General features: G+C 60.1%; 27 protein-coding genes. 13 read left to right on the top strand and 14 right to left on the bottom strand.

The features are described 5' to 3' along the window. The first annotated feature begins 47 nt into the window (after nt 1–47). From AAAK34_RS05695 to AAAK34_RS05670, 6 genes are all read left to right on the top strand, one after another. Nucleotides 48–287, top strand: a complete 240-nt coding sequence (locus AAAK34_RS05695; RefSeq protein ID WP_231693655.1) for a (2Fe-2S)-binding protein — start codon at nt 48–50, stop codon at nt 285–287. A 215-nt stretch (nt 288–502) separates the two neighbouring features. Continuing rightward, nucleotides 503–1,234: an energy transducer TonB gene (locus AAAK34_RS05690; RefSeq protein ID WP_231693656.1), complete on the top strand. Its 732-nt coding sequence runs from the start codon at nt 503–505 to the stop codon at nt 1,232–1,234. Nucleotides 1,235–1,257: 23 nt separating this feature from the next. Then, nucleotides 1,258–1,974, top strand: a complete 717-nt coding sequence (locus AAAK34_RS05685; RefSeq protein WP_231693657.1) for a MotA/TolQ/ExbB proton channel family protein — start codon at nt 1,258–1,260, stop codon at nt 1,972–1,974. Nucleotides 1,975–2,018: 44 nt separating this feature from the next. Then, the gene (locus tag AAAK34_RS05680; RefSeq protein ID WP_231693658.1) at nt 2,019–2,435 is read left to right on the top strand and encodes an ExbD/TolR family protein; all 417 of its coding nucleotides are present in this window, start codon (nt 2,019–2,021) and stop codon (nt 2,433–2,435) included. Between the two features lie 61 nt (nt 2,436–2,496). Beyond that, nucleotides 2,497–2,703: a hemin uptake protein HemP gene (gene hemP / locus AAAK34_RS05675; protein ID WP_231693659.1), complete on the top strand. Its 207-nt coding sequence runs from the start codon at nt 2,497–2,499 to the stop codon at nt 2,701–2,703. Nucleotides 2,704–2,933: 230 nt separating this feature from the next. Beyond that, nucleotides 2,934–3,152, top strand: coding sequence for a SlyX family protein (locus AAAK34_RS05670; protein ID WP_231693660.1), 219 nt, complete (start codon nt 2,934–2,936; stop codon nt 3,150–3,152). A 182-nt stretch (nt 3,153–3,334) separates the two neighbouring features. On the opposite strand, the gene AAAK34_RS05665 is transcribed toward AAAK34_RS05670, so the two are convergent. The 6 genes from AAAK34_RS05665 to AAAK34_RS05640 form a co-directional block, all read right to left on the bottom strand. After that, complete coding sequence (locus AAAK34_RS05665; RefSeq protein WP_231693661.1) at nt 3,335–4,318, bottom strand: tripartite tricarboxylate transporter substrate binding protein; 984 nt, start codon at nt 4,316–4,318, stop codon at nt 3,335–3,337. A gap of 157 nt (nt 4,319–4,475) precedes the next feature. Next, the gene (gene dmpH, locus AAAK34_RS05660; protein WP_231693662.1) at nt 4,476–5,264 is read right to left on the bottom strand and encodes a 2-oxo-3-hexenedioate decarboxylase; all 789 of its coding nucleotides are present in this window, start codon (nt 5,262–5,264) and stop codon (nt 4,476–4,478) included. Nucleotides 5,265–5,280: 16 nt separating this feature from the next. Beyond that, nucleotides 5,281–6,312: a 4-hydroxy-2-oxovalerate aldolase gene (gene dmpG, locus AAAK34_RS05655; protein WP_231693663.1), complete on the bottom strand. Its 1,032-nt coding sequence runs from the start codon at nt 6,310–6,312 to the stop codon at nt 5,281–5,283. Between the two features lie 13 nt (nt 6,313–6,325). Next, a complete protein-coding gene (locus tag AAAK34_RS05650; RefSeq protein ID WP_231693664.1) occupies nt 6,326–7,240 on the bottom strand; it encodes an acetaldehyde dehydrogenase (acetylating) in 915 nt (304 codons plus the stop codon). A gap of 21 nt (nt 7,241–7,261) precedes the next feature. Further along, nucleotides 7,262–8,044: a 2-oxopent-4-enoate hydratase gene (dmpE, locus tag AAAK34_RS05645; RefSeq protein ID WP_231693665.1), complete on the bottom strand. Its 783-nt coding sequence runs from the start codon at nt 8,042–8,044 to the stop codon at nt 7,262–7,264. A 14-nt stretch (nt 8,045–8,058) separates the two neighbouring features. Continuing rightward, on the bottom strand, nt 8,059–9,519 hold the full coding sequence (locus tag AAAK34_RS05640) for a 2-hydroxymuconic semialdehyde dehydrogenase (protein WP_231693666.1): 1,461 nt from the start codon (nt 9,517–9,519) through the stop codon (nt 8,059–8,061). Between the two features lie 325 nt (nt 9,520–9,844). Here AAAK34_RS05640 and AAAK34_RS05635 point away from each other — a divergent pair, with 325 nt between their 5' ends. Further along, a complete protein-coding gene (locus AAAK34_RS05635; protein ID WP_431777827.1) occupies nt 9,845–10,732 on the top strand; it encodes a GntR family transcriptional regulator in 888 nt (295 codons plus the stop codon). Here the strand turns inward: AAAK34_RS05635 and AAAK34_RS05630 are convergent. Together AAAK34_RS05630 and AAAK34_RS05625 are read right to left on the bottom strand one after the other, a co-directional pair. Continuing rightward, nucleotides 10,634–11,458, bottom strand: coding sequence for an SDR family oxidoreductase (locus AAAK34_RS05630; RefSeq protein WP_231693815.1), 825 nt, complete (start codon nt 11,456–11,458; stop codon nt 10,634–10,636). The two genes, AAAK34_RS05635 and AAAK34_RS05630, sit on opposite strands and share 99 nt — an antisense overlap. A gap of 28 nt (nt 11,459–11,486) precedes the next feature. Continuing rightward, nucleotides 11,487–12,215, bottom strand: a complete 729-nt coding sequence (locus AAAK34_RS05625; protein ID WP_231693668.1) for a GntR family transcriptional regulator — start codon at nt 12,213–12,215, stop codon at nt 11,487–11,489. 286 nt (nt 12,216–12,501) lie between these two features. Here AAAK34_RS05625 and AAAK34_RS05620 point away from each other — a divergent pair, with 286 nt between their 5' ends. The 6 genes from AAAK34_RS05620 to AAAK34_RS05595 are packed head-to-tail and all read left to right on the top strand — an operon-like array spanning nt 12,502 to nt 18,636. Continuing rightward, on the top strand, nt 12,502–13,653 hold the full coding sequence (locus AAAK34_RS05620) for a pyridoxal phosphate-dependent aminotransferase (RefSeq protein ID WP_431777826.1): 1,152 nt from the start codon (nt 12,502–12,504) through the stop codon (nt 13,651–13,653). A 21-nt stretch (nt 13,654–13,674) separates the two neighbouring features. After that, nucleotides 13,675–14,556 (top strand): alpha/beta fold hydrolase, encoded by an 882-nt coding sequence (locus AAAK34_RS05615; protein WP_231693670.1) that lies wholly within the window; start codon nt 13,675–13,677, stop codon nt 14,554–14,556. Further along, nucleotides 14,553–15,797 carry a M20 family metallo-hydrolase gene (locus AAAK34_RS05610; RefSeq protein WP_231693671.1) on the top strand — a complete coding sequence of 415 codons (1,245 nt, stop codon included), beginning with the start codon at nt 14,553–14,555 and terminating at the stop codon, nt 15,795–15,797. The genes AAAK34_RS05615 and AAAK34_RS05610 overlap by 4 nt, the downstream gene beginning before the upstream one ends. Nucleotides 15,798–15,819: 22 nt before the next feature. Next, nucleotides 15,820–16,596: a class II aldolase/adducin family protein gene (locus AAAK34_RS05605; RefSeq protein WP_231693672.1), complete on the top strand. Its 777-nt coding sequence runs from the start codon at nt 15,820–15,822 to the stop codon at nt 16,594–16,596. Nucleotides 16,597–16,647: 51 nt separating this feature from the next. Next, nucleotides 16,648–17,664, top strand: coding sequence for an ABC transporter substrate-binding protein (locus AAAK34_RS05600; RefSeq protein ID WP_231693673.1), 1,017 nt, complete (start codon nt 16,648–16,650; stop codon nt 17,662–17,664). A gap of 21 nt (nt 17,665–17,685) precedes the next feature. After that, nucleotides 17,686–18,636 carry a cupin domain-containing protein gene (locus tag AAAK34_RS05595; RefSeq protein ID WP_231693674.1) on the top strand — a complete coding sequence of 317 codons (951 nt, stop codon included), beginning with the start codon at nt 17,686–17,688 and terminating at the stop codon, nt 18,634–18,636. 417 nt (nt 18,637–19,053) lie between these two features. Here the strand turns inward: AAAK34_RS05595 and AAAK34_RS05590 are convergent, their stop codons facing one another. From AAAK34_RS05590 to AAAK34_RS05565, 6 genes are read right to left on the bottom strand one after another with little or no spacing between them, the layout of a single operon-like run. Next, nucleotides 19,054–20,082 carry an ABC transporter substrate-binding protein gene (locus AAAK34_RS05590; RefSeq protein ID WP_231693675.1) on the bottom strand — a complete coding sequence of 343 codons (1,029 nt, stop codon included), beginning with the start codon at nt 20,080–20,082 and terminating at the stop codon, nt 19,054–19,056. Next, nucleotides 20,082–21,113 carry a 2-oxoglutarate and iron-dependent oxygenase domain-containing protein gene (locus AAAK34_RS05585; protein WP_231693676.1) on the bottom strand — a complete coding sequence of 344 codons (1,032 nt, stop codon included), beginning with the start codon at nt 21,111–21,113 and terminating at the stop codon, nt 20,082–20,084. The genes AAAK34_RS05590 and AAAK34_RS05585 overlap by 1 nt, the downstream gene beginning before the upstream one ends. A gap of 10 nt (nt 21,114–21,123) precedes the next feature. Further along, nucleotides 21,124–22,422 carry an LLM class flavin-dependent oxidoreductase gene (locus tag AAAK34_RS05580; protein ID WP_431777825.1) on the bottom strand — a complete coding sequence of 433 codons (1,299 nt, stop codon included), beginning with the start codon at nt 22,420–22,422 and terminating at the stop codon, nt 21,124–21,126. A gap of 16 nt (nt 22,423–22,438) precedes the next feature. Then, the gene (locus AAAK34_RS05575) at nt 22,439–23,188 is read right to left on the bottom strand and encodes an ABC transporter permease (protein WP_231693678.1); all 750 of its coding nucleotides are present in this window, start codon (nt 23,186–23,188) and stop codon (nt 22,439–22,441) included. After that, the gene (locus tag AAAK34_RS05570) at nt 23,185–24,006 is read right to left on the bottom strand and encodes an ABC transporter permease (protein ID WP_431777824.1); all 822 of its coding nucleotides are present in this window, start codon (nt 24,004–24,006) and stop codon (nt 23,185–23,187) included. The genes AAAK34_RS05575 and AAAK34_RS05570 overlap by 4 nt, the downstream gene beginning before the upstream one ends. A 5-nt stretch (nt 24,007–24,011) precedes the next feature. Beyond that, nucleotides 24,012–24,833, bottom strand: coding sequence for an ABC transporter ATP-binding protein (locus AAAK34_RS05565; RefSeq protein ID WP_231693680.1), 822 nt, complete (start codon nt 24,831–24,833; stop codon nt 24,012–24,014). Between the last annotated feature and the right edge of the window lie 99 nt (nt 24,834–24,932).

Below are 24,932 nucleotides of genomic sequence, written 5' to 3'. Positions count from 1 at the left end.
TTAACATTTAGCCCAAGATTACGCTTCCAGCCCCAGGTTGATTCAACATGATCGTTTGCATCTGCAACCGTGTTTCTGACCGCGACATTAGCCGGCACGCCCATGCTGGCATGAGCTTTGATGACATCCAGCTTGAACTGGGTGTGGCCACCTGCTGCGGCGCGTGCGAAGGCTGCGCGCGCGACATTGTCTCGCAGTGCAGCGTAGGCCGCCCCATAGCTGCCCTGCACCAGGAAACGGTGCCCGTGCCACACGGGTTCAGCGGCGGGCGGCCAACGGCTGATTGACGGGTAGTGCCACACAATGAACGGCAGCGCCCTCCTCGCTTTTGCGGGCAGCCTGATATTTTTGATCGGTGCCCTGTGGTGGGTCCTAAGACGTTAGTCGGGATTAGCAAGAATTTTTTGCCACTTTTCTCCCTCCTGGTTTAGTCTCTCATACGCTTTTCTTGCCTGTCACAGCCACCGCTCGCACCAGTTTCGAGCAGAGTGGCACTCACACGATGTCCACTTCCGCTGCGCTGCCCTCTCAACCTACACGCGTGATACGCCTTGGCCGAAACACAGTCATTGTGGGCGCTGTCCTGCTATTCCATGGCGTGGGTTTATGGGCTCTGCAAAGCGGTCTGCTGCGGCGCGCTGTCGAGGTGGTCGTGCCTGTGGAAATTCTGGCCGAATTCATCACACCAGCGCCGCCTGAGCCCCAAGGTCCACCTGAGCCGGCCGCTCCGCCACCGCCGGCTCCTGAACCGCGCGCCAAGCCGGTCGTGCGGCCGCGCCCTGCCCCAGCTCCTGTCAAAGCGCCACAGCCCCTCGCGGTAGCTGATTCCACGCCTTCCGTGATGACCACCGAGCTGGCTCCAGCTCCTGCGCCAGCACCCGTCGCCCAGACTGCCCCCGCTGCACCGCCCGCGCCCCCTGCACCGCCTGCACCGCCTGCACCTCCAAGGATCGTGCAACCCTCAAGCACAGCCCAGTACCTGAACAACCCCGCGCCCCCCTACCCGTCAATGAGTCGCCGGCTGGGTGAAACTGGCCGCGTCGTCATTCGCGTGCTGATTGGTCCCGACGGACGTGCTCAGGAAGCCCGGATACAGCAATCCAGCGGCTTTGACCGGCTAGACCAGGTGGCCCTGGAAACTGCCCGCGACCGTTGGCGCTACAAGCCCGGCACCCGCGACGGCGTGCCCGAAGCGATGTGGTTCAACGTACCTCTCAATTTCGTTCTCGAATAACTCAATTTGGTCTTGGAGTAATCATGGATTCTCAGTTTGGTCTATTTCATGTCTGGTCACAGGGTGACTGGGTGACGCGCGCGGTGTTCCTGACCTTGATTGGCATGTCGTTGCTGACCTGGATCGTCATCCTCATCAAGGCTCTTGACGTGGTGCGCGCCAAGCGTCTTGCCGCAAAAGTGGAGAGCTTCTGGCACTCATCCGACATGGCCGAAGCCCTGGACAAGCTGGGCACGGCAGATGGCAACCCCTTCCGTGAACTGGCCATAGAAGGCCGCGAAGCCGCCGCCCATCATCGCGCCACCCAGGCCCAACTGCACGACTCACTGGACGTGAGCGACTGGATCTCCCGCGCTCTGCGCAACAGCATCGACGCCACAACCACCAGGCTGCAGGTTGGTCTCGCGATTCTGGCCTCCGTGGGCTCAACCGCGCCCTTCGTCGGCCTGTTCGGAACCGTGTGGGGCATCTATCACGCCCTGATGAGTATTGGCGTTGCTGGCCAAGCCACCATCGACAAAGTGGCCGGCCCCATCGGAGAGGCTCTGATCATGACGGCACTGGGCTTGGCCGTGGCTATTCCCGCCGTGCTGGGCTACAACGCGCTGGTTCGCGGCAACAAGCATATTCTGGCCAAGCTGGGCCGGTTTGCACACGATCTGCACGCCTACTACGTTACTGGCGCTCGGGTTGGCACAGCGCCCGCCGACAGCCGTGTCGTTCCCATGAAGAAGGCCTGAGCGAGCTCGGCATTTCTCACATCTTCTGAAAAGAGCAAACCCAAATGGCCGGATTCATTGCCGAAGAAACCGACGAGGTGATGAGCGAGATCAACATGGTCCCGTTCATCGACGTGATGCTGGTGCTGCTGATCGTGTTCATCATCACGGTGCCGGTCATGAAGCACTCCGTCAACGTGGAGTTGCCCACCGCGACCAACGAGAAGGAGCTGATCAAGCCCGAGACGCTGAACCTGTCGGTCAAGGCCGACGGCAGCTACTTCCTGGGCGAAGAGATGATCTCCGACGACGCCCTGCCCGCACGTTTGATGTCCGAAGCCGCCAAGGAGCCACAACCTGACCTGCACATCCGAGGCGACAAGGACGTTCGCTACGAGCGCGTGGCGCAAGCCATGGCTGCCGCGCAGCAAGCCGGGTTGAAGAAGATCGGTTTCATCACTCAGCCCAAGAGCGGCGGTTAGCCGGTTGCCTTCCTGCACCTAACCTCCCTGATAACGCCAGTTTAACGAGGAAACCATCACCATGGAAACCTGCCGCGAAACGCTTCACCTGTCATCGCCCGCACGGCTCAGCACGCCAGATGCTTCTCCGATCATGATTTCTCCTGCGCCACCACCGTTGCCGAGCGACCACCTTCTACAAGGCCGAAAAACAGTTGAGATCAGCCACAACGGGTCCGTCTACAGACTGCAGGCCACAAAGCTGGGCAAGCTGATTCTCACCAAATAAGTACGGCCCCATGCTCGGCGCCCGCACGCTGCCGGACCTCGAGAGCCGATAGCCTGCTGTTTTCGCTCATAGTTTGTTCATCGTGGGAGGCGCCCCTGCTGGCGCCATTGCATGAGCCTGCCAGCCGACACCCTTGAGGTGTTTGCCAGCGAGGCTCTTTTTTGGTCATGCTGCCTGAACCTCGGGCCGGTTCCAGGCTAAACCTGAAAAGTCTGTGAGATCATGCAGCCATGCCCACATCGAGCGATACCGACGACCGCCTGACCGCGCTGGAAATCAAAGCCAGCTACAGCGAAGACTTGCTGGACCAATTGAACCTGACCATATACCGCCAACAGCAGCAAATCGATCGGCTGATGCGAGAGGTGGATGAGTTGCGCAGAAGAGTCCCGGAAGGTGGGTCAGATGCACTCACCAGCGCACGCGACGAGATTCCGCCGCATTATTGAGTTGCTTTTCGCGGCTGAAGAGGATTTCTCCAACCGTGCAGATGCTCTCTCGTATAGATGAACGGCTTTAGGAGCGATAAGCCCTTCGCGGCTAAAGCCGCTCCTACAAAGATAGCGTGAACCCGAGAATTTGCGCTCAGCAAAAAGCCCCCAAAGGGGCTTTCTTTGCGGCACCTGGGGAATCAGTCGGCCTTGATGCCTAGCTTGCGGATGAGGTCGCCCCAACGCTTGTTCTCTGACTGGATGAACGCAGCGAACTCTTGCGGCGAGTTGACGCGCAGGTTGCCAGAGATATTGTCAAAGGCATTCTGGGCTTCAGCCGTCTTGGAGCCATCCGCCCAGGCAGCCTGGAGTTTTTGCACGATGGCGGGTGGTGTGGCGGCAGGCGCAACCAGCCCGAACCAGGTTTCGACCGCGAACCCCGGGAAGCCGGACTCAGCCACAGTGGGCACATCGGGCAGAGCCTTGGAGCGGGTAGGCGACGTGACCGCGAGTGCCTTGAGTTTGCCAGCCTTGATGTGCTGCAAAGTCGTGGCCAAAGAGCTTTCCATGCTCAGCTGGATCACGCCGGAGAGCAGGTCGGGCACGATCTGGCTGGAGCCTTTGTACGGCACGCTCGTCATCTGGATGCCGGCGACCGACTGCAGCAGTTCCGAGGCCAGATGGTTGCTGGTGCCAATACCCGAAATCGCATATTGCAGCTTGCCTGGGTTGGCCTTGGCATACGCAATGAGTCCCTTCAGGTCGCTGAAAGGTGCCGAAGGGTTGATCACGACAACGCACGGGGTCGTGCCCACCAACGAGATCGGCGCGAGGTCCTTCTCGACGTTGAAAGGAAACTTGGTGTACAGATGTGGGCCGATGGCCAGGCTGCTGATGGCAGACAGACCAATGGTGTAGCCATCCGCCGCCGCCTTGGCTACTGCATCGGTACCAATGTTGCCGCCCGCACCCGCCTTGTTCTCCACCACGAACTGCTGACCCAGTTTGTCCCCCATGGCTTTCGCGGCCGTGCGCCCCATGATGTCGGTCGGACCTCCGGGCGGGAAGGGCACGATCAGCTTGACCGGCTTGGTCGGGTAAGTCGCCGCTTGCGCCCAGGACATGCCCGGCAACATTCCGGCTGCGCTGGCCGCCGCAGCGGCAATAAGGTCACGTCGTTTCATGGTGTCTCCAGTTAAGAAAAAGAAGTAAGGGTGGATACGCCGCCCGCCCACAGCCCTCGACCGGCCGCGGCCGCACCCGCCCTCTCCCGCGTGCGGGAAAGCAGTGCAAAACTCAAACAGTCAGAGGGAGATGACGCGTCAGCGCGTCATGAAAAAATCAGGTGAAGCGCACAGAAACGCTGCCCATGCCTTGCACCCGCAACGTGACGTTATCGCCTGCCTGAACGGCCACCGCCTCGGTAATTCCACCCGACAGCACCAAGCTGCCAGCCGGCAGGCTCTTGCCGCGGCGGCCCAGATGGTTGACCAGCATGGCCACCGCCGCCGCGGGGTGCCCCAGCACAGCGGCTCCGGCACCTAGCGCCACAACTTCGCCGTTTTTCTCCAGCACCACGCCGGTGGTGCGCAGATCCACGCTACGGGCATCCACGGCACGCCCGCCGACCACGAAGCGCGCGGCAGAGGTGTTGTCAGCCACCACGCTCTTGAGGTCGAACTTGAAGTCGCGGTAACGGCTGTCGATGACTTCGATGCCAGGCAGCACCACGTCACTGGCAGCCAGAACGGTGGCGATGCTGCAACCTGGGCCTTTCAGTTCCGTCCTGGTGACAAAACAGATTTCCGGTTCCACCTTGGGATGGATCAGATCGCTCACCTTGACTTCGCCGCCCTCGGGCACGATGTACTCGCTGACCAGGAAACCGAACACCGGATCGGTCACGCCCATTTGCTTCATTTTGGCGTGCGAGGTGAGGCCTGCCTTGTAGCCGGCGATCTGCGAGCCCTTCGCCAGCTTGGATGCCAGGATACGGTCCTGAACGGCATAGGCGTCGTCCCAGCTCATGTCCGGATAGGTATCGGTGACCTTGGGCGTATCTTCCCTCTTGAGCTGGCAGTTCTCCAGATGTGCTGCGAGCTGATCAAGGATTTTTTCGTCGAGTGCCATGGTTCCGTCTCCTGTATCAAGCAGCCTGGCGGGCTTTGGCCAGCGTCAGCGCGGTGTCTTCGATCATGTCTTCCTGTCCGCCCACCATGCCACGGCGCCCCATCTCGACGAGGATCTCGCGCGCTGGCACACCGTATTTTTTCTCGGCGCGCTTGGCAAACAGCAGGAACGAACCGTACACGCCGGCATAACCCAGCGTGAGTGCATCGCGGTCGCAGCGGATCGGGAAGTCCATGATCGGCACGACCAGGTCTTCAGCCACGTCCTGAATAGCGAACACATCAACGCCGGTTTCTATGCCCATGAGATCGCAAACCGACACCAGAATTTCCATGGGCGTGTTGCCCGCACCTGCACCCAAGCCCGCGGCGGCCGCATCGATGCGGTTGGCACCTACTTCGATCGCGGCGATCGAGTTGGCGACGCCCATGGCGAGGTTGTGGTGGCCGTGAAAACCCAGTTCAGTTTCGGGCTTGAGGGCCTCGCGCACGCGTCCCAGCTTTTCCTTCACGTCGTGTGGCAGCATGTGCCCGGCGGAGTCGGTGATGTAGATGCAGTTGGCGCCGTAGCTCTCCATCAGCTTGGCCTGCGAGACCAGGCCTTCAGGCGAGTTCATGTGGGCCATCATCAGGAAGCCGACGGTGTCCATGTCCATTTTGCGCGCCATGGTGATGTGTTGCTCGCTCACATCGGCCTCGGTGCAGTGCGTGGCCACGCGGATGGTGTGCACGCCCAGCTCGCGAGCCATTTTGAGGTGATCGACGGTGCCGATGCCTGGCAGCAGCAGCGCGGAGACCTTGGCCTGCTTCATGAGAGGGATCACGGCACCGAGATATTCCTCGTCGGAGTGCGCCGGGAAGCCGTAGTTGACGGAGCTGCCGCCCAGGCCGTCGCCGTGCGTGACCTCGATCAGCGGGACGCCAGCAGCGTCCAGACCCTGTGCGATGGTGGTCATCTGCTCCAGCGTCATCAAGTGACGCTTGGGGTGCATGCCGTCGCGCAGCGTCATGTCATGCACCGTGATTTTTTTACCTTTGAGTTGACTCATGTTCGTTTCTCCTTCAGGCCACGACGGGTTGGAGCGTGAGTGTTCCTGCGAGGATTTCCTCGGCAAACATCTCGGCGGTGCGTGCGGCGGCAGCGGTCATGATGTCGAGGTTGCCGGCATACTTGGGCAGGTAGTCGCCCAGTCCTTCGACTTCCAGGAACACCGACACGCGCTTGCCGTCGAACACCGGACCGTTGACCAGCCGGTAGCCTGGCACATACTTTTGCACCTCGACGATCATGTCGTGGATGCTCTTGGTGATGGCGGCCTGATCGGGTTCGTCCACGGTCAGGCAGTGCACGGTGTCGCGCATGATCAGCGGTGGATCGGCCGGGTTGATGATGATGATGGCCTTGCCCTTCTTGGCGCCGCCCACCTTTTCAACCGCGCCAGCGGTGGTGCGTGTGAACTCGTCAATGTTCTTGCGCGTGCCAGGGCCCACCGAGCGGCTGGACACGGTGGCCACGATTTCGCCGTACTCAACAGCTTGCACGCGGCTTACTGCCGCCACCATGGGAATGGTGGCCTGGCCACCGCAGGTGACCATATTGACATTCATCTCGGCCTGGCCCACGTGCTGCTTGAGGTTGACTGGCGGCACGCAGTAGGGGCCAATGGCCGCGGGCGTGAGGTCGATCATCATTGCACCCTCGGCGTTAACTTTGCGCGAGTTCTCGGCGTGCACGTAGGCACTGGTGGCGTCAAAGACGATCTGCACACCATCGGCCTTGATGTGGGGCACCAGGCCATCTACGCCGTCGGCTGTGGTCTTGATGCCCATTTCCTGGGCGCGTTTGAGGCCGTCGGAGGCTGGGTCGATGCCGACCATCCAGACAGGCTCCAGCACCGGACTGCGCTGCAGTTTAGCCAGCAGATCGGTACCAATGTTGCCTGGGCCGATCAGTGCGCATTTGATTTTCTTGCTCATTAATTTATTCCTTCTGCCACTTCAGTTAAAGCGAACTGAACAGGAGCCAATTCCGCCGATACTCACGCGCAGGTTGTCGCCGGCTTTCACAGGCACCATGATTCCGAGCGAACCTGACAACACCACTTCTCCGGCTTCCAGCGCAATGCCATGCGCGCCGAGCGTGTTGGCCAGCCAGGCCACGGCGTTGGCCGGATGGCCCAGGGCAGCTGCGCCAGCACCAGTGGCCACGATTTCGCCGTTCTTTTCCAGCACCATGCCGCAGGTGGCCAAATCGACGTCGCGCACGTCGACCAACCGATCGCCCAACACGAACACGCCGCAACTTGCGTTGTCAGCCACGGTGTCCTGAATCTTGATCTTCCAGTCCTGGATGCGGGAGTCGACGATCTCGAAGCAAGTCATCACGCCTTCGGTGGCGGCGAGGACATCAGCCGCGCTGACACCAGGGCCCTTGAGGGTCTTCTTGAGCACGAAAGCGATCTCGCCTTCTGCCTTCGGCTGGATCAAGGTGCTGGCCTCGATGGCCTCGCCTTCGTTGTAGACCATGGCATCGGTCAGCCAGCCAAAGTCTGGCTGATAGACACCCAGCATGTTCATCACGGCTTTGGAGGTCACGCCGATCTTCTTGCCGACGACCTTCTCGCCTGCATCCAGGCGTCGCTTCATCATGCGCTGCTGAATGGCGTAGGCATCGTCGATGCTGATGTCGGCGTGGCGATTGGTCAACGGCTCAAGCGTACGGCAAGCCTTGAGCGCCTCGTAGAGCTCGTCGCCCAGTTGGTTGATCAGTTCGGTTTTCATGTCACCCCTAATAATTAGAACTTCACCATCACGTTGCGAAGCTCAGTGTAGAACTCGAACGAATGAACACCGCCTTCGCGGCCGATGCCAGACTGTTTGGAGCCCCCGAACGATGTACGCAGATCTCGCAGGAACCAGCTGTTGATCCAGCACAGTCCCACCTCAATGCCATGCCCCATGCGGTTGGCCCGACCGATGTCTTGAGTGAAGACGGCGGTGGCCAGACCGTAGCGGTTGCTGTTGACCTTGGTCAGCACTTCTTCTTCGCTGTCGAAGGGGGAGATGTGGCAGCAGGGGCCGAAGATTTCCTCGGTGACCACCGCAGCCGTTTCAGGCAGGCCGATCCAGATGGTGGGCTGCACCCAGCAGCCGTCCTTCAGGGCATCTGGCATGTCGGGAACGCCACCGCCGGTGACCACCGTGGCGCCTTCGTCCTTGGCCTTCTGATAGTAGGACAGCACCTTCTTCTGGTGTTCCTTGCTGATCAGAGGTCCGATTTTGGTGTCTTTGTCAAAGGGCAGGCCGGGCTTCATGGCTTCGGCTTTTTCCTTCAGAGCCGCCACGAACTTGTCGAAAATCGGGCGTTCCACGTAGACGCGCTCGGTACCCAGGCAGACTTGCCCGGCGTTTTCAAAGCAGGAGCGGGTGACGGTATCCACAGCCACCTGGAAATCACAGTCGGCAAACACGACTGCGGCGTTCTTGCCGCCAAGCTCAAGCGACACTGGGCGAATGCCCACGGCTGCAGCTTGCATGATGGCAGTGCCCGTGCGGGTTTCTCCCGTGAAGGTGATGCCATTGACGTCGGGGTGGGTGGTCAGCATTTCGCCGGCAGAACCCGGGCCGAATCCGTGCACCACGTTGTAAACGCCCTTGGGCATGCCGACTGCGTTCATCACTTCACCCAGCAGCGTGGCGGTGGCGGGGGACTCCTCCGATGGTTTGACGACAACCGTGTTGCCGCAAGCCAGCGCCGGCCCGACTTTCCAGGTCATCAGCAGCAGAGGAAGGTTCCAGGGGCAGACCACGGCGATCACGCCGCGCGGCACGCGAACGCCATAGCTGAGGGCTGTCTTGCCGTCAGGAGTGCGCATGTTGAACGATTCCGTCGACATGCTCTTGATGGTGTCGGCGAAAATCTGGAAGTTGGCCGCACCGCGCGGAATATCGACGTGTGAAGCCAGGCCGTAGGGCTTGCCGGTATCGGCAATTTCTGCCTGCAGGAAATCATCGAAGCGGCGGTTGATTTCCAGGGCCACTGCGTCGAGCAGCCTGACGCGCTCGCCGACGGCCATCTTGCCCCAGTCGCCCTTCAGGGCAGCCTTGGCGGCTGCCACGGCGGCATCAACCTCGGGCCTGCCGGCTTCATAGATATTGCCGATGACACTGTTGTCCACCGGGTTGCGGTCTTCGAACGTCTTGCCGGAGATGTTCTTGACGTATTCGCCATTGATGAAGTTGAGGAATTCTTTCATTGTCTCTTTCCGCTTAAAGACGCTTTGCTGATGCAACCATGCTGGCCCGGCAGACAACGCACGGACCACCCCTGCAGTGACTTAGGAGCCACGTATCAAGCCGCATTCTAAGTTCAAGCCCCCACTCTGTCCATACAAATCTCGATAATAATTGAGTGATCTGGATCAAATTAAGCCAATTCCGACTGAACATTTAGAGTTTTTATCGATATTCTTTCACTTTCATCGTACATTAAGAAATTGGGGTTTCAAGGCAACTGGGGTTGGCGCTGCTATGCTCCAAGACCCTGACCTCCAATAACGGCCCCGACCACGCACGAATCTCATGGCCAAACGATCCGCCCGCATCCCTCCACTGGACAACCCGCACAACGGCGATGACGCTCACAGCCCGCGCACGCTGATTGAGCGCGCGTATTCGCAGCTGCGAGACGATATCGTGGAGGGGCGTTTAGCCCCTGGGGTGAAACTGCGGGTAGAGCATTTGCGCCAGCGCTATGACGTGAGCGCAGGCACTTTGCGCGAAGCACTTAACCGCCTGGTAAGTGACGCGCTGGTGGAAGCCGAAGGTCAGCGCGGTTTTCGTGTGACGCCCATCACGGTGCAGGATCTGGACGATCTGACAGACCTACGGGTGCGTATCGAAATTGACGCGCTTCGGCAATCCATACGCCACGCCAACGATCAATGGCGCCAGGATCTGCAGGAGGTGTACACGCAGATGTCTGCCATAGAGCAACCGATTCTTCCGGCGCTCATACAGCGCTGGGAAGCGTTGAACACGCAGTTTCATGAAGTGCTGGTGGCCAACTGCGGCTCGGAGTGGACGCTCAGGCTGCTGCGCACATTCAATCGGCACAGCGAGCGCTACCGGCGCTACGCCATCGGCCTGGGGCAGGGCCGAAGAGACGTGCACAACGAACATCGCGGTATCTTCGAGGCGGCCATGTCGGGCAACGAATTGCGCGCGGCGCTGGAACTGGAGGCGCACATCCGCGCCACACCCGAGTTGCTGAAATCAGCCGCGCGCGAGGGCATGGATGTTTTCGGCGCACCGCCTGCCAACACGGCCACACCCTCCCCTAACTTCGAACGAAGAGCGAATAGCCTTCCGTCACGACGCTGCCGGCACTTGCGCCTGGGCACGCTTGCTGGACTTGATGATGGAGCCACGCGCAGCGATGCCTCCGTCGATGGTCACGATGGTGCCTGAGATGTAGGCCGCGTGGGGTGATGCGAGGAACAGCATCAACTCAGCCACTTCCTTGGCTTCTGCCGGACGCCCACCGGGATACTGATCGAACAGCTCTTCCCAGCGACCTTCGTCGCCGTGCGTATCGAGCGCTCGACGCTTCATGAGCTTGACCATGCGATCCGTGGCTACCGGACCTGGGTTGACACCCACCACGCGAATGCCGTCGTCCAGGCTGACCCCGCCGAGTGCCTTGGTAAAAGCCATGACGGCCGCGTTGCCCGTGGAGCCCGCGATGTAATTGGCGTCCCAGTTCTCACCGGAGTTGCCGATGTCGTTGACGATCACACCATGGCCCATGCGTTTCATGCGGGCGTAGACGAGCTGGGTCAATTCCATGTACCCCAGAACCTTGAGCGCAAAGCCTCGACGCACCACGTCAAAATCGAGCGACTCTATGGGGCCGGCGGGGATGTCGCCCGCGTTGTTTACCAGGATGTCGACATCGCCGACCGCGGCATCCAACGCACGCATGGCGCCCGGCGCGGACAGGTCCATCGGGTGGATGCTGACTTTCACGCCATAGGCGGAAAGGATCACGTCCTTGGCGCTTTGCAGTGCTTCGCCATCGCGTGCCGCCAGATGCAGATGGCAGCCAGCTTCCGCGAAACAATGCGCTGCCGCCAGGCCGATGCCCTTGGATGCGCCTGTGATGAGTGCGGTCTTGCCGGAGAGGTCGAGTTGGATCATGGTGAGTACCGGTGAAGTAATGGCGCTAAGCGCCGGGAAAGTGAACAGAAATGGCGGCGATCAGATCGACCATGTCGTCTTGAAGCAAGGTGACGTGGTCAACAGCCGCCTTGAAAGCGGCATCTGGATCGTTGCGTGCAACGGCGTCCAGGATGGCCTTGTGTTCGCCGATGGTGGCCTGCATGCGCCCGTGCTGAAAGGTCACGTGACGGCGATAAACGCCCACGCGCGTGCGTAACTTGCGCGTCTGGTCGGACAGATAGCTGGTATTGGATGCGTCGTAGAGTGCTTCGTGAAAATCCCTGTTGACCTCATAGAACCGCTGGGGGTCCGCGGTGGCCAGCACAGTCTCCAGCTGGCTGTGCAATTCCGCCAGGCGTTCGCGCTGCGACGGCGTGGCGCGGCGTGCGGCGTATTGCGCGCACAACCCTTCGCTGACGGCCATCATCTGGAACATCTCGATCAACATCGGCACCGAGATGCTGGTGACGTGTGCGCCCTGGTGACCGCGTATTTCCACGAGCCCCGTGCCTGCCAGGGATTTCAAGGCTTCACGCAATGGGGTACGCGAGACCTTGAAGCGCTCCACCAATTCGGCTTCATCCAGGCGCGCACCGGGTGCCAGCGCGCCACTGACGATCAGTTGCTCCAGGGATTCCTGCAGCTCTTCCGCCAACGTCATGGATTTCTCTTTGGCGCGGCCGCGAGGGGATGCAGCGGAAACCTTTTCTTTCTTTGCCGAAGTGGTGTTCATGGTGTGTTCCAGGTTGTCCAAAGATGCGTAGTTCGCATCCGACAACCAATATACCAATGACCATCAGCAGTATTCATGCCAACAAAAATTCACCAGAAACTACGGCAGGCTACCCTGCCAAAATCAATTTCGCACCAAAAATATACAAATTAGTGATTTTTGAATGCACCAATTGAGTGGCTGCACCTGATCGGGAACGCTTTCCACGCCTATTTTTCTGCCCTTCCCGGGGAGATATAGGCTTTAGACCGGTTGGCATAACTTCTGCTTTAAGGGTGTCATGACTATGCATGCACCCACCGCCGCCCCTCCTTTCGAGTTACGTAATGCGTACTTCGACAAGCTGTGCAATACCCCTGGCCTGATGTGGCTGGGCCAGAACACCAACCACTTCGATCCGCATCCCTCAGTTATCGACGCGGCCATTGAAGCCTTGCGCGATGGCAGCTATCACGCGTATGCGCCGCCGGCCGGATTCGAAGAGCTGCGCAAACTCATCGTGGAAGATGTGGGCGTACCGGGAATGTCCGCCTTCGTGACGGACGGTGCCGTTGAAGCGCTGTACAACGTGTGCAGTAACTTCTGCGAGCCAGGCACCGAGTTCGTGACCACAGATCCGAGCTGGGCTTGGCCCATGCACTTTGCGCGCAAGGCGGGCTCCACCGTGGTCGAACTGCCGATCTATGACGCCGCACAAGGCTACAAGCTGACGCCCGAGCAACTGCGCGCCGCCGTGAGCGAACACACACGTGTCATCTACCTGGTCGACCCCAATAACCCGCTGGGCACCTGCCACACTTCTGAAGAGATCAAGGCCTTTACCGACATAGCGCGGTCAGTGGGCGCCTACTTTATTCACGATGCGACCTATGCACAGTTTGCCGATGGTTTCTCGCCGGCACTGCAGTACTACCCTGAAAAAAGCATCCTGACTTATAGCTTCTCGAAGTGGCTGGGTCTGGCAGGCTTGCGTCTGGGCGCGGTGATCGCCAACCCCGACATCATAGAAACCATTGCCACCTCTCCTCCCAACAACCTGGGCAGCAATGTGGTGTCGCAGCGCGCCGCCATTGCAGGACTGAAAACCAAGGCCGAATGGTTTCCCACCATATTGGAGCGGCTTCGGGCGAATCAGACCGCCGTTTACGAGGCCGTACAGAAGATCCCCGGGCTGCACATTCCGGTGTATCCGTCTAACGCGAACTTGCTTGTCATTGAAACGGTGGAGGCCGGAGTAAACCCCGAGGCGCTGGTCGCAGCGTATCAGCAAGAGGGCGTGATGATCCGGCAGGGCACCTACCACACCAAGCGATTCGGCGAGCGCTTCGTCAAGGTCAGCCTGACGGTGCCCGAAGCGTGGGTGCAGCACTTTTGCGAGCTGCTGCCGGCCATGGTTGACAAAGCCCGCCAATCAACCACCTCCGGTCCTCTTTTCTGAAATTTCCTGAAGGTCTTCACCATGCCTTACCTGAACGCACGCGATGGCACACGCCTTTACTACGAGGAAGCTGGCTCGGGCACGCCCATCGTGTTCGTGCATGAATTCGGCGGCGACCACCGCAGCTGGGAACCGCAGATGCGGTATTTCACGCGCAGATATCGCTGCATTACGTTCGCAGCAAGAGGCTACCTGCCATCAGAGGTGCCGGAGGACGTGTCGCGCTATTCCCAGGACATCGCCACCGACGACATAGCCGATGTGATGGAGGCGCTCGGCATCGAAAAAGCCCACATTGTCGGCCTGTCGATGGGCGGCTTTGCCACCTTGCATTTTGGTCTGCGCTATGCCGAGCGCGCGCTGTCGCTCGTGGTGGCAGGTGCCGGCTACGGCGCCGAGAAGCAGCATGAAGCCTATTTTCGTGAAGTGTCGCTGGAAGTTGCGCGCAAGTTCGAGGAACTGGGCTCCGTGGAATTCTCCAAGGTTTATTCCACCGCTGCATCTCGCATCGTGTTCCAGGTCAAGGATCCCCGAGGCTGGCAGGAATTCGCGACCCAGTTATCCGAACACTCGGCTGTCGGCTCGGCGCGCACGATGCAGGGCGTACAAGCCATGCGCCCCTCGATTTACGATCTGGAGGCCAATCTCTCGAAAATGGCCGTGCCCACGCTGATCATCGTGGGCGACGAGGACGACCACTGCCTGCAGCCTGGTCTTTACCTCAAGCGCGTGATCCCAGCCAGCGGCTTGGTGGTGCTACCCAAGACAGGCCACACGCTCAACATTGACGAGCCGGGGCTGTTCAATCAGTTCGTGTCGGATTTTCTGGCAACCGTCGAGCAGGACAAGTGGCTGCCGCGTGACCCGCGCTCCATGCCTGCCGAGATCATGAAGACCACATGATGGCTCGCGCACCCTCTTCTTTCGTGAGCGACGCGCGATTGTGGGACCGCCTTCAGTCACTCGCGCAATTCGGCGCCACACCTTTGGGCGGCGTCAACCGTCAGGCTTTGTCGGCAGAAGATACGGAGGCCCAACTCGCACTCGTGGAATGGGGCCAGGCTCTTGGCTTGGAGGCTAGTCGAGATGATGCGGGCAACCTGTTCCTGCGCCTTCAGGGCACGGACCCAGATGCAGCGCCGGTACTCAGCGGATCGCACCTGGACAGCCAACCCACTGGTGGACGCTTTGATGGCGCTTATGGCGTGATGGCCGCCCTGGAGGCCGTGCAAGCGATTCTGGAATCCAACGTCAAACCTCGCCGCGCCATTGATGTGGTGGCGTGGATGAATGAAGAGGGCTCACGTTTTGCCCCTGGCATGATGGGGTCAGCCGTTTTCGCTGGTGACCGGACGCTGGAGCAGACGCTGCTTGTGCGAGATGCGGAAGGCTTGAGCGTAGGCGAGGCTCTGGCGGCACAACAGGCTCATCTCGCGCATGTGCTAAAGCGAACATTGGGGCATCCGGTGCATGCCTATGTTGAGGCCCACATCGAACAAGGCCCTGTACTTGAGCGCGAGGGCTACCCAGTAGGCATCGTGACAGGGATCCAGGGCAAGCACACCTTCCAGGTACTAGTGACAGGTGAGGCCGCTCATGCGGGAACGTCTCGGCGCTGTGAGCGCAAGGATGCCTTACTGGCCGCCACAGCCATGGTGCAAGGACTGGCCGCCGCATTGCACGATGACGCTGACGTGACCCGGTTCACCGTAGGTCGCTTCGACGTACTGCCCAATGCGCCCTCAGTCGTTGCCAGCCAAGTCGAGTTTTCCATAGATCTGCGCCACCCAGATTCAGCCACCTTGCGCGCACTCGGCGCAATGGTCGACTCCATATGCCAGGCGCACCGTGGACCGTGCTCGGTTCAGGTCCACCGACTCTCGGCCGCAGATTCCTTGCGTTTTCCTCCCCACATGTGCGAGCAGGCGGCTGCCATTGCCAAACGCCTGCAGATCGCCACCCGTGAACTGCCTTCGGCAGCAGGACACGACGCGCGCTATCTGCACAAGGTGACACCTTCGGCCATGTTGTTTGTTCCGTGCCACCTGGGGATTACGCACAACGAAGCCGAATCTGCCACTCCTTCAGACCTGGCGGCGGGCACTCGCGTGCTGGCCGACTGGCTACTGGAACTCGCAAGTTGACCGCATTTTTTCCGACCACAACATGAGAGCCTCCCACATCTCCGACGCCGAATGGCAAGCCCGAGTCGATCTGGCCGCCTGCTATCGATTGGTTGCCCAGCTTGGCCTGGACGACATGATCTACAACCACATCTCCATGCGTGTACCGGGGCGCGATGGTGAGTTTCTTCTCAACCCCTACGGCCTTCTGTTCGAAGAGATTACGGCGTCCAGTCTGGTTCGGATTGATCTGCAGGGCCGCAAACTTGAGGATAGCCCCTACGAAGTCAACGCCGCAGCCTTCGTGATTCATGGCGCGATTCATGAAAGCCGCCACGATGCGCTGTGCGTGCTTCACACGCATTCAGATGCGAGCGTCGCCGTCTCGGCGCAACCCCATGGCTTGTTGCCGCTTTCGCAATTCGCCATGCGCTTCTACCAACGCCAGGCCTTCCATGCCTATGAAGGGGTCGCCATCGATCTGGATGAGCAGACGCGACTTGCTCGGGATTTTGGCGATCACACGGTGATGCTGCTGCGCAACCATGGCTTGCTCACCGTGGGCAGAACCGTGGGCGAGGCCTTCATGCAGCTGTACTACTTCGAGCGCGCCGCCCGCATACAACTGCAGCTACAGGCCTCCTCTGCCGGCCTGCCCAGCCCGATGTTGATGCCCTCGCACCAGACGTGCGAGAAAGCAGCGCGCCAATTCCACGAACAGCACGGCGACATCCTGGCTGCAGGTCAACGCGAATGGCCGGCCCTGCTACGCAAGCTCCGTCGCGACGAGAAGCCGGGCTTCGAACCCTTTGACAGCTGATCTCCAACCGCAATCACCCACCCTTGCACTTCACCACTTGAAAGGCGTTCCATGAAAACCCGTCGATTCCTATGCACCGTTGCAGCGGCCACTGCTTTGGCCGCCCTGACCCCCGCTCTTCAAGCGCAGGCCAAAGAGCCGGTCAAGGCCAGCCTGCGCCTGAAATGGCTCACGCAGGCTCAGTTCGCCGGCTTCTACTATGCGCTCAACAAGGGCTACTACAAAGACGAGGGGATCGATCTGACGATCAACCCCGGCGGACCCAATATCCTGGCCGAAAACATGGTGGCGTCGGGCGCAGACACGTTCGGCTTGTCTGGCGGATCCGACAGCGTGTTCGCGAGCGTCGACAAGGGCCTGCCCATCGTCTCCGTGGGTGTTTCCCACCAGGTCACACCGTTCGCGTTTGTCGTTAAGGCTGACAGTCCTATCAAGACTCTCCAGGACTTCCAGGGCAAGAAAGTGACGACCTGGTTCACTGGCGCCAATTACGTGCTGCTCGGCATGCTGGCGAAGGCTGGCATCGATTCAAGCAAGGTCAACATGCAGCCTCAACAAGTGACCATGACGCCGTTCATCAATGGCGACATCGACGTGGCCACTGCCACGGTGTACAACGAAATGTGGGTAGTCAACGACCGACTGGGTGCCCAGAACGTGCGCCTCTTCCGCGCCGAAGACTACGGCGTGATCTTCCCCCGCGACACATTGATCGTCTCCAAGGAAACAGCCAAGAACAAGCCTGAACTGGTCAAGGGATTCCTGCGCGCAAGTATCAAAGGATGGCGCGAAGCCATGGCCAACCCCAAAGAAGCCGTGGACATCGTGATGAAGATTTCCCCCACACTGAACCGCGCGCAACAGGAATCCATGCTCACCGAGGCCTACAAGCTGATGGTGTCGGGCAAGGGCAAGACCGAAGGGCTTTTCCACATCGACCCCACCGCACTCCAAAGCGCGCATGACATCTTGCTCCAGGGCAAGGTCATCAGCAAGCCGGTGGATATCAAAGTGGCGTTCGACGACACCTTCCTGAAGGCCCTGAGTCCTGCCGAACGGAAGCCTTGACGCAGTGGAATGCCCAGACACATGAGCAGCCTGTTCAACCCGGCCATGCCTAAACGTATGGCCGACATGGGACCTCAGAGCCACGCGGCGCCGGCGAATGCCGCCGAGGCGCGTGCGCGCTTCTTCAACTCGGCCAACGCGTTCAACATCAAGCTCGCGCCCGTGCCCTCGCATAGCTTTGAAGAGCAAGCGGGCACGGCACTGGCCGAGAATGCCGCCACGGGCTACCAGCTTTGCGATCAGTCGCATACGTTGGGAAGCTCGTTCGCGGCCACCACACCCCTGATGCTGGCGCGCTATGCGCACGTCGCCCCGCATGATGCGTTACTGGCCGACTTCGCCGCCAGCGGCTCCATCTGGTACGTGATCACGGGCAAGGGCCATAGCCGCTTGACGGACGGGCAGATCCTGAACTGGGCAGCCGGCGACGTTTTCTACGTATCCGGACCGCAAACCATGAAACTTCACGCTGATGAAGGAGGGGCCACTCTGTGGGTGGTGACCGACGAGCCGCTGCTCATCGGTCACGGACTGCAGCCGGCCATCAGAAGCCAGGAATTGGTGCACTACCCGGCTGACGAGATCGAACGCCAGCTCGCGCAAATCTATGACGCTGAAGCCGACGACACAACCTCCGGCCGCGCACTGATTTTTTCATCGGAGGCGCTGATGGAAAGCCGCAACATCCATCCCATGATGACCCTGTCGCTGAACACCTTGGCGCCCGGGCAATCGCAGGCGGCACACCGTCACAACTCAGCGGCGATCACTCTGATTGTGGAGGGGGATGGTTGCCACTCCATGGTGGGTGGAGAGCGCATCTCTTGGCAACCCTGGACCACCTTGGTCACACCACCCGGGGCGCCTCATTCGCACCACAACGGAAGCAGTGCGCGCCGTGCGCTGTTTCTGATCGTGCAGGATGGCGGGCTTCACTACCGCGCGCGCACCATGGATTTTCGGAACAGTTGAATCCAGGCTAGTGTCCTGAGTTGTAAGTTCGTTGAAGAAAAAATCTGCCGAAATCGGTGTCAGGCAAGGAACAAAACGCACTGATACCGAGTGGTATCGCGAGGCTTTGTGACGCAGCATGGCGGCGATTGTCGGTGGATTTGTTCAACGAATTTGCAATTCAGGACACTAGTCCTGAGCGACCTATTGATCCGGCACCATGATGTTTGAATACTTGATTGATGAGGGCGCATGGCACTTACTTAAGGCAAATGCGATTCGGTCAACACTGAAGCTGTAGGGGCGGCTTCAGCCGCGAGACGCGTGCGCCGCAAACATCGCCATTTATCGGGCGGAGGCCCTTCGCGGCTGAAGCCGCTCCTACAGTAAATGCCCTTCTTAAGGCCAAGTCGCGGCCTTAAGTAAGTGCCATTCGGCTCAGGGTAAGCGCGATGCCAGTGGAATGCTGTTCAGCAGGGCGCTGTTGAATACCTGCGGCAAATCGGCCGGCTTGCTGAGTACCTTGGCCTGCAACAGCAAATCCTGCGCCTTGCCAATGGCTCCCATGTCCAAATAGAACAAGCCCTGGGTAGGCGCCTGGCCTGAAGTCATCAGGCGCAGCGCCTCTTTCAATCCAAGCTCCTGATGGGATCGTTCCAGCGTGGGTGCAACCTTGAGCAATGTATCGACCGCTTGAGTGGGATTTTTCAGGGTATCTTGCCAACCGCGTATGGAAGCACGCAGGAACGCCTTCACCAACTCGGGCTGCTCCTGGGAAGTTTTCTTCGAAACGATCAAGGTGTCTCGCGGAAAGCTCACGCCGTAGTCCTCAGGGACGAATAGGCGCAATTTGTCTGCGCCCATGCGCGACTGAATGATAAGCAAGTCGTTGTATTGCGCCGCCACCACCACATCAACCTCACCATTGACGAATGGTGTCTGGCTGACCTGCTGAGGCTGGATGGTCACCTCGCCAGGTTGGATACCCTTGCTCGCCAGCATGCCCTGCAGCACCAGTTGGGAACCGGTGAACCAGGCCGTCACTTTCTTGCCGCGAAAATCTTCCAGCGATTTGACCGGACCATCCTTGCGCGCCACAAATACGAAGGGCGTGAGCTGGTGAGCCATGCCCACGGCCACCAAGGGGAGGTTTTTGTCGTGAGCCGCGAGCACGCTTTCAGTGCCGCCCGAGAGACCAAAGGTGTCGGCACCTGAAGCAACCAGGTTCTCCGTCAGTAGGTTGGGCCCGCCAGGATTGATCGTCAGATCAATACCCTCTTGCAGATAGTAGCCCTTTTCCTTGGCGACGTAGAACCCCGCAAACTGAGATTGTGGAAGCCACTTGAGCCTGAGCGACGCCTTGACCGGATTGGCCGCGGAAGCCACCGCATGGGGGGCGATGCCCAAGGCAGACGCGGCTGCGCTGAGGGCAAGAAAGTCACGTCTGAACATTTTTCGGTCCGTCATCAATTACTCCTGGTTTGGGATTCCGTAGCTGGCGCGGGCGCCACGCTCGTGCTCATGTGCTGGGCCTTGAGATGTTTGCTCAGGTAGTACTCACCAAACTGAACAGGCTCATACAGCGCTGCGGCATTGGGGTCGATGCACCGGATCTCGGCGTCGAAATCGGGGTTGTGGAAAAAGGCCACCGACAAGCGCTGCACATGGGCGTGTTCTGGGGGCGGGTTCGCCACGCGGTGCATGTTGGACAACCATCGATCGTTGGTCCAGCGCATCATCAGGTCGCCAATGTTGCAGACGAAGGAGTCCGGCTCTGGGTGCACGTCTACCCAACTGCCGTCACGAATGCGAACCTGCAGGCCGCCCGGCACGTCGTCCCCTCGCAGAACAGTGAGGGTGCCGTAGTCCGTGTGGGCGCCGGCTCTTAGTTGCCCTGGCTCGGGAGGTGTGAGTTGCGCCGGGTACAGAATGGCCCGCATCGCACTCGTAGGACTCTTCAATGCGCCATCAAAATGATGCTCATCGAGATCCAGCGCCAGCGCGAACATGCGCAAGACCTGATGCGCCAGTTTTTCCATGCGCCGGTAATACGATTCGAACGCCAGCCGCAACCCAGGTGGCTGGTCTGGCCAGACGTTGGGATGAAAGAAGGCAGCTTCCGCTGGCGTTCCCACGGCAGATACGGGGCATGGATCAATCGGCCCCATGGCATAGCTTTGCTGAAGATCCGGCGGAGTGACATCGCCCATGGAATAGGCCAGCGCACGGTTGGCAAAGGAGGAATATCCTCGACTCACCCCGGATGAGGGCTGCCGCACCTTCTCCCGATCTGACTCCGGCAATTCAAAGAATGCCATGAGCTCTTTGCGCAGTGTCTCGAAAGCTTCGGCGGGAACTCCGTGCCCGACGATGGAGAAAAACCCTATCTCCTCGCAAGCGTGCCGGATCTGCCGGGCCACTTGCATCTTCTGATCCAGGTCGCCGCTTAGGTAGGGACCCACATCGATGACGGGAACGCTGTCGTACTTCTGAGGCATGGTCGCCCTTTCAAGCCGCGTGGATGGCAGGGCGCGCAAGGCCCAGGTTTTCGCGCAAGGTGGTGCCCTCGTAGGACTTGCGGAAAAGCCCTCGCTCCTGAAGCACAGGCACGACCATGTCCACGAAGTCCTCGAACGCGTCATGAAAATGCGACGGCATGATGTTGAAGCCATCGGCGGCGCCGTTCTCGAACCAATGCTGCAAGGTGTCAGCTATGGTTTCCGGTGAGCCGCAAAGCACCCAGTGTCCGCGCGCAGCAGCCGTCAGGCTGTAGAGGTCGCGCAGAGTCATGTTCTCGCGCCTGGCCTTGGACAACAGCACCCGCGTGAACGCATGGTAGTTATCGGGCACAGCCAGATCAGGCACGGGGCCGTCAAGGTCGTGACTGGAAAAGTCGTAGTCGAAACGCTCGGAGAGCACGCCCAGCGCATTGCCGTCGCTGATGAAACCCTGCAACGCATTGAGCTTGTCCAACGCCTCGCGATCTGTGCGTCCTACTACCGGCATGACACCAGGCAGCACCGTGACATCTTGCGCCGCACGCCCGAAACGCGGCAGCCGGCCTTTGAGTGATGCGTAGGCTGCTCGGGCTTCATCAAAATCCTGGACAACGGAAAAGACCACGTCCGCCGTGCGTGCGGCCAACTCCATACCCGGCTCGGAACCGCCGGCCTGCAACACCACAGGGCGCCCCTGGGGAGTGCGGCTGCTGTTGAGCGGACCCTGCACCTTGAAGAAATCGCCCTCATGGTTCAGCGGGCGGATCTTGCTGGCATCAAAGTACACACCACTCTCGCGGTTGGCCATCACGGCGCCATCGTCCCAGCAGTCCCACAGACCCTTGACCACATCCACAAACTCACCGGCCATTTCGTAGCGACGCGCATGGTCCGGATGATGTCTGCCGAAGTTGGCCGCTGCGCCCGGGTTGGACGTGGTGACCGCATTCCACGCCGCACGTCCGCCGCTGAGGTGGTCAAGCGACGAGAACATACGCGCCACGGTGAACGGGTCGCAATAGGTCGTGGAGACGGTGGCGCCAAGGCCAATGTGCCGAGTGGAGGTGGATAAAGCAGCCAGCATGGTCAGTGGCTCGAACCTCATGGCGTACGAGGGATGCCCCTTCAGATCCACGTTGAGGTTGTCGCCCATGAAGATCAGATCGAAGCAGCCACGTTCGGCGGTCGCTCCTATTTTCTGAATGGCGGCGAAATCCTCGAAGCTGTCCACGGCTCCAGGCATCCGCCAACCCGATGTATGGCCGCCTGTACCAAGCAGGAACAAACCGAGGTGCATCTGTCGTTTCATGTTTTTCATTCCTTCGTCATTTCCAGAAAACCAGCTTGCGCTCGGCCAAGCTCATCAGACCGAAGAACGTGAGGCTCAAGACGGAGGCGGCAAACACCGCGCCCCAGACCTGAACGAAGTCCACCTGCACAACCGCTTGATAGATCAGCAAGCCCAGGCCGGCGTGGGCGCCGAGCATCTCGGTGATGACCGCGATGAGCACGCTGCGCGCGGTGGCCACGCGCAAGCCTGCGAAGATCAGAGGCAAGGCCGTCGGCAAGCGCAGACGCCACAGGATGGTGAGACGCCCTGCGCCAAAGCTGCGCATCAGGTCGACGCTCCTCTTGTCCACCCTGTCCAGGCCCGACAGGGCAGATAGAAACAGGGTGAAGGCAATGGCCATCGCCACCATCACGACCTTGGAGGTCATGCCCATGCCAAACCAGAGCAGCACCAGCGGAGACCATGCGATCACGGGCACCGAGTTGAAAGCTGTGGCCGCTGGCAACACCACACCGCGAAGCCTGGGCACCATGGTCACCAGCACTGCGGCGCCAATACCGATAAACGCGCCTAGCCCATAGCCCATGAGTGCTTCGGCCAAGGTGATGCCCGCATGATTGAGCAACGAGCCCCGCTCATTCCATATGCTGGCCAGGATCTGACTGATAGCCGGTAGCGTGTAGCTTGGCAGATGCATGCCGCGTGCCACCCCTTCCCATAGGGCGATCAGCACCACGGCTCCCATGATTCCGCGCTGAGCGGACAGTGGCAACTTCAGAGTCATTGCTCGGCCCCCCAAAACACAAGCTTGCGCTCAACAAAAGCCACGACGGCATAGAACATCGTGCCGACCAGCGCACAGCACAGCAGCGCCGCCCATAGCCCCGCCGCGTTTTCGTTGAACATGGCCTGCAGCAACAGCACGCCCAGACCCGTGGTGTCGCCGAACCACTCGCCGACAATCGCCCCTACCAGGCTCAAGGAAGCACCAAGGCGCAGGGCCACGAAAATCTGAGGCAACGCCGTTGGAAACTGCAGCTGACGCAGGATCTGGCCTGGGGTTGCCCCGAAGCTGCGCATCAAGGCTATTTGGCGCGGATCGACCGAGCGCATGCCCACCAGCGTGTTGACGGTGACTGGAAAGAAGGTGACGTAGAAGGCGATGATGGCCTTGGCAAGCAACGTGTTGCCAAACCACAGCACGATCAAGGCACCGAAGGCGATGACCGGGATCGTCTGCGACACAACGAACATCGGGAACATGACGTCTCGCAGAACGGGCAAGCGCGAAAAAGCGATGCCTGCGCCAATACCGAAGACCGCGCCCAGCACATAGCCCGTGGTGGCCTCGGCCGTGGTCCGGACCAGGGCTGCAAGGTAGGCATCAGGCGTGGCGATGATGGCTTGCAACACAAGGCTTAGCCTGGGCACATAGTGCGAAGGAATCGAGAAACCCCACACCAAGGCTTCCCAGGCCAAGCCTATCAGCACAATCGATGCGAACAGGCGCAGCGCCGGAACCGACTTGAGCGACCACCGCCGCGCGGACGACACCTTCATGGGAGCCACCAAAGTAGCCGAAGGGGAATGTGATTGAGTCATGGCGGTCAGGCGCCGAGCGCGCGCGCCTCGGTGGCTTGAAAGGACTTCATGCTCTCTTCCTCGATGGCTTCGAGCAGGATTCGCTTGAGGCGGATGAACTCTGGATCGGTCAGCAACTCAGGCCTGCGCGGACGCGGCAGCGAGACGGGTAACTCCAGCTTGATCTTTCCAGGCCGTGCAGACATGGCCAGCACACGGTCACCCAGAAAGAGAGCCTCATCTACATCATGGGTAATGAAGAGGATGGTTCGGCGGTGCTTTTGCCACACATCCAGCAACCAGCGCTGCATCATGGTTCGGGTCAAGGCATCCAGTGCACCGAAAGGCTCATCGAGGAGCATCAAGTCTCGCTTGAACATGAAGGTTCGCATCAGCGCGACGCGCTGGCGCATGCCGCCCGAGAGCTGATGTGGATACTGGTTCTCGAAGCCCGCGAGGCCGAATTCAGGGAGCATCTTCAGAGCCATGGCCCGGGCTTGCGCTCGCGGCATGCCCTCCACTTCGATCGCCAGGATGGCGTTGTCGATCACGGTGCGCCAAGGCAGCAACAGATCACGCTGTGGCATGAATGAAACCCGGCCCAGCAGTTCGAATGCGTGGCAGGAACGACCCTCGAAGTGCAGGGCGCCGCCGTAGTCAGGCTCTTCCAGTCCCGCGACGATGTTGAATAGCGTGCTCTTTCCGCAACCGCTAGGACCGACCACGGTGATCAGCTCACCCGGAGCGATCGACATATCCAGGCCAGACAGTGCGCGGACCTCGCCGAAGGTCTTGCTGACGGATTTCAGTTCGAGCAGCGGCATGTTGGGCGTATTGAGGCTACTCACAATGCGGCTCCTTGTATGACGGATCGGTGTTTGTGCATTAATGGGACCTTGTTCATGCCAAGGACTAAGCAACAGCCATGCCAACCATAGGCTGCATGC

Origin of the sequence: Ottowia caeni (assembly GCF_050821495.1) — a bacterium.
GTDB classification, from domain to species: domain Bacteria; phylum Pseudomonadota; class Gammaproteobacteria; order Burkholderiales; family Burkholderiaceae_C; genus Ottowia; species Ottowia caeni.
This window is presented reverse-complemented; position numbering and strand designations above follow the sequence as displayed.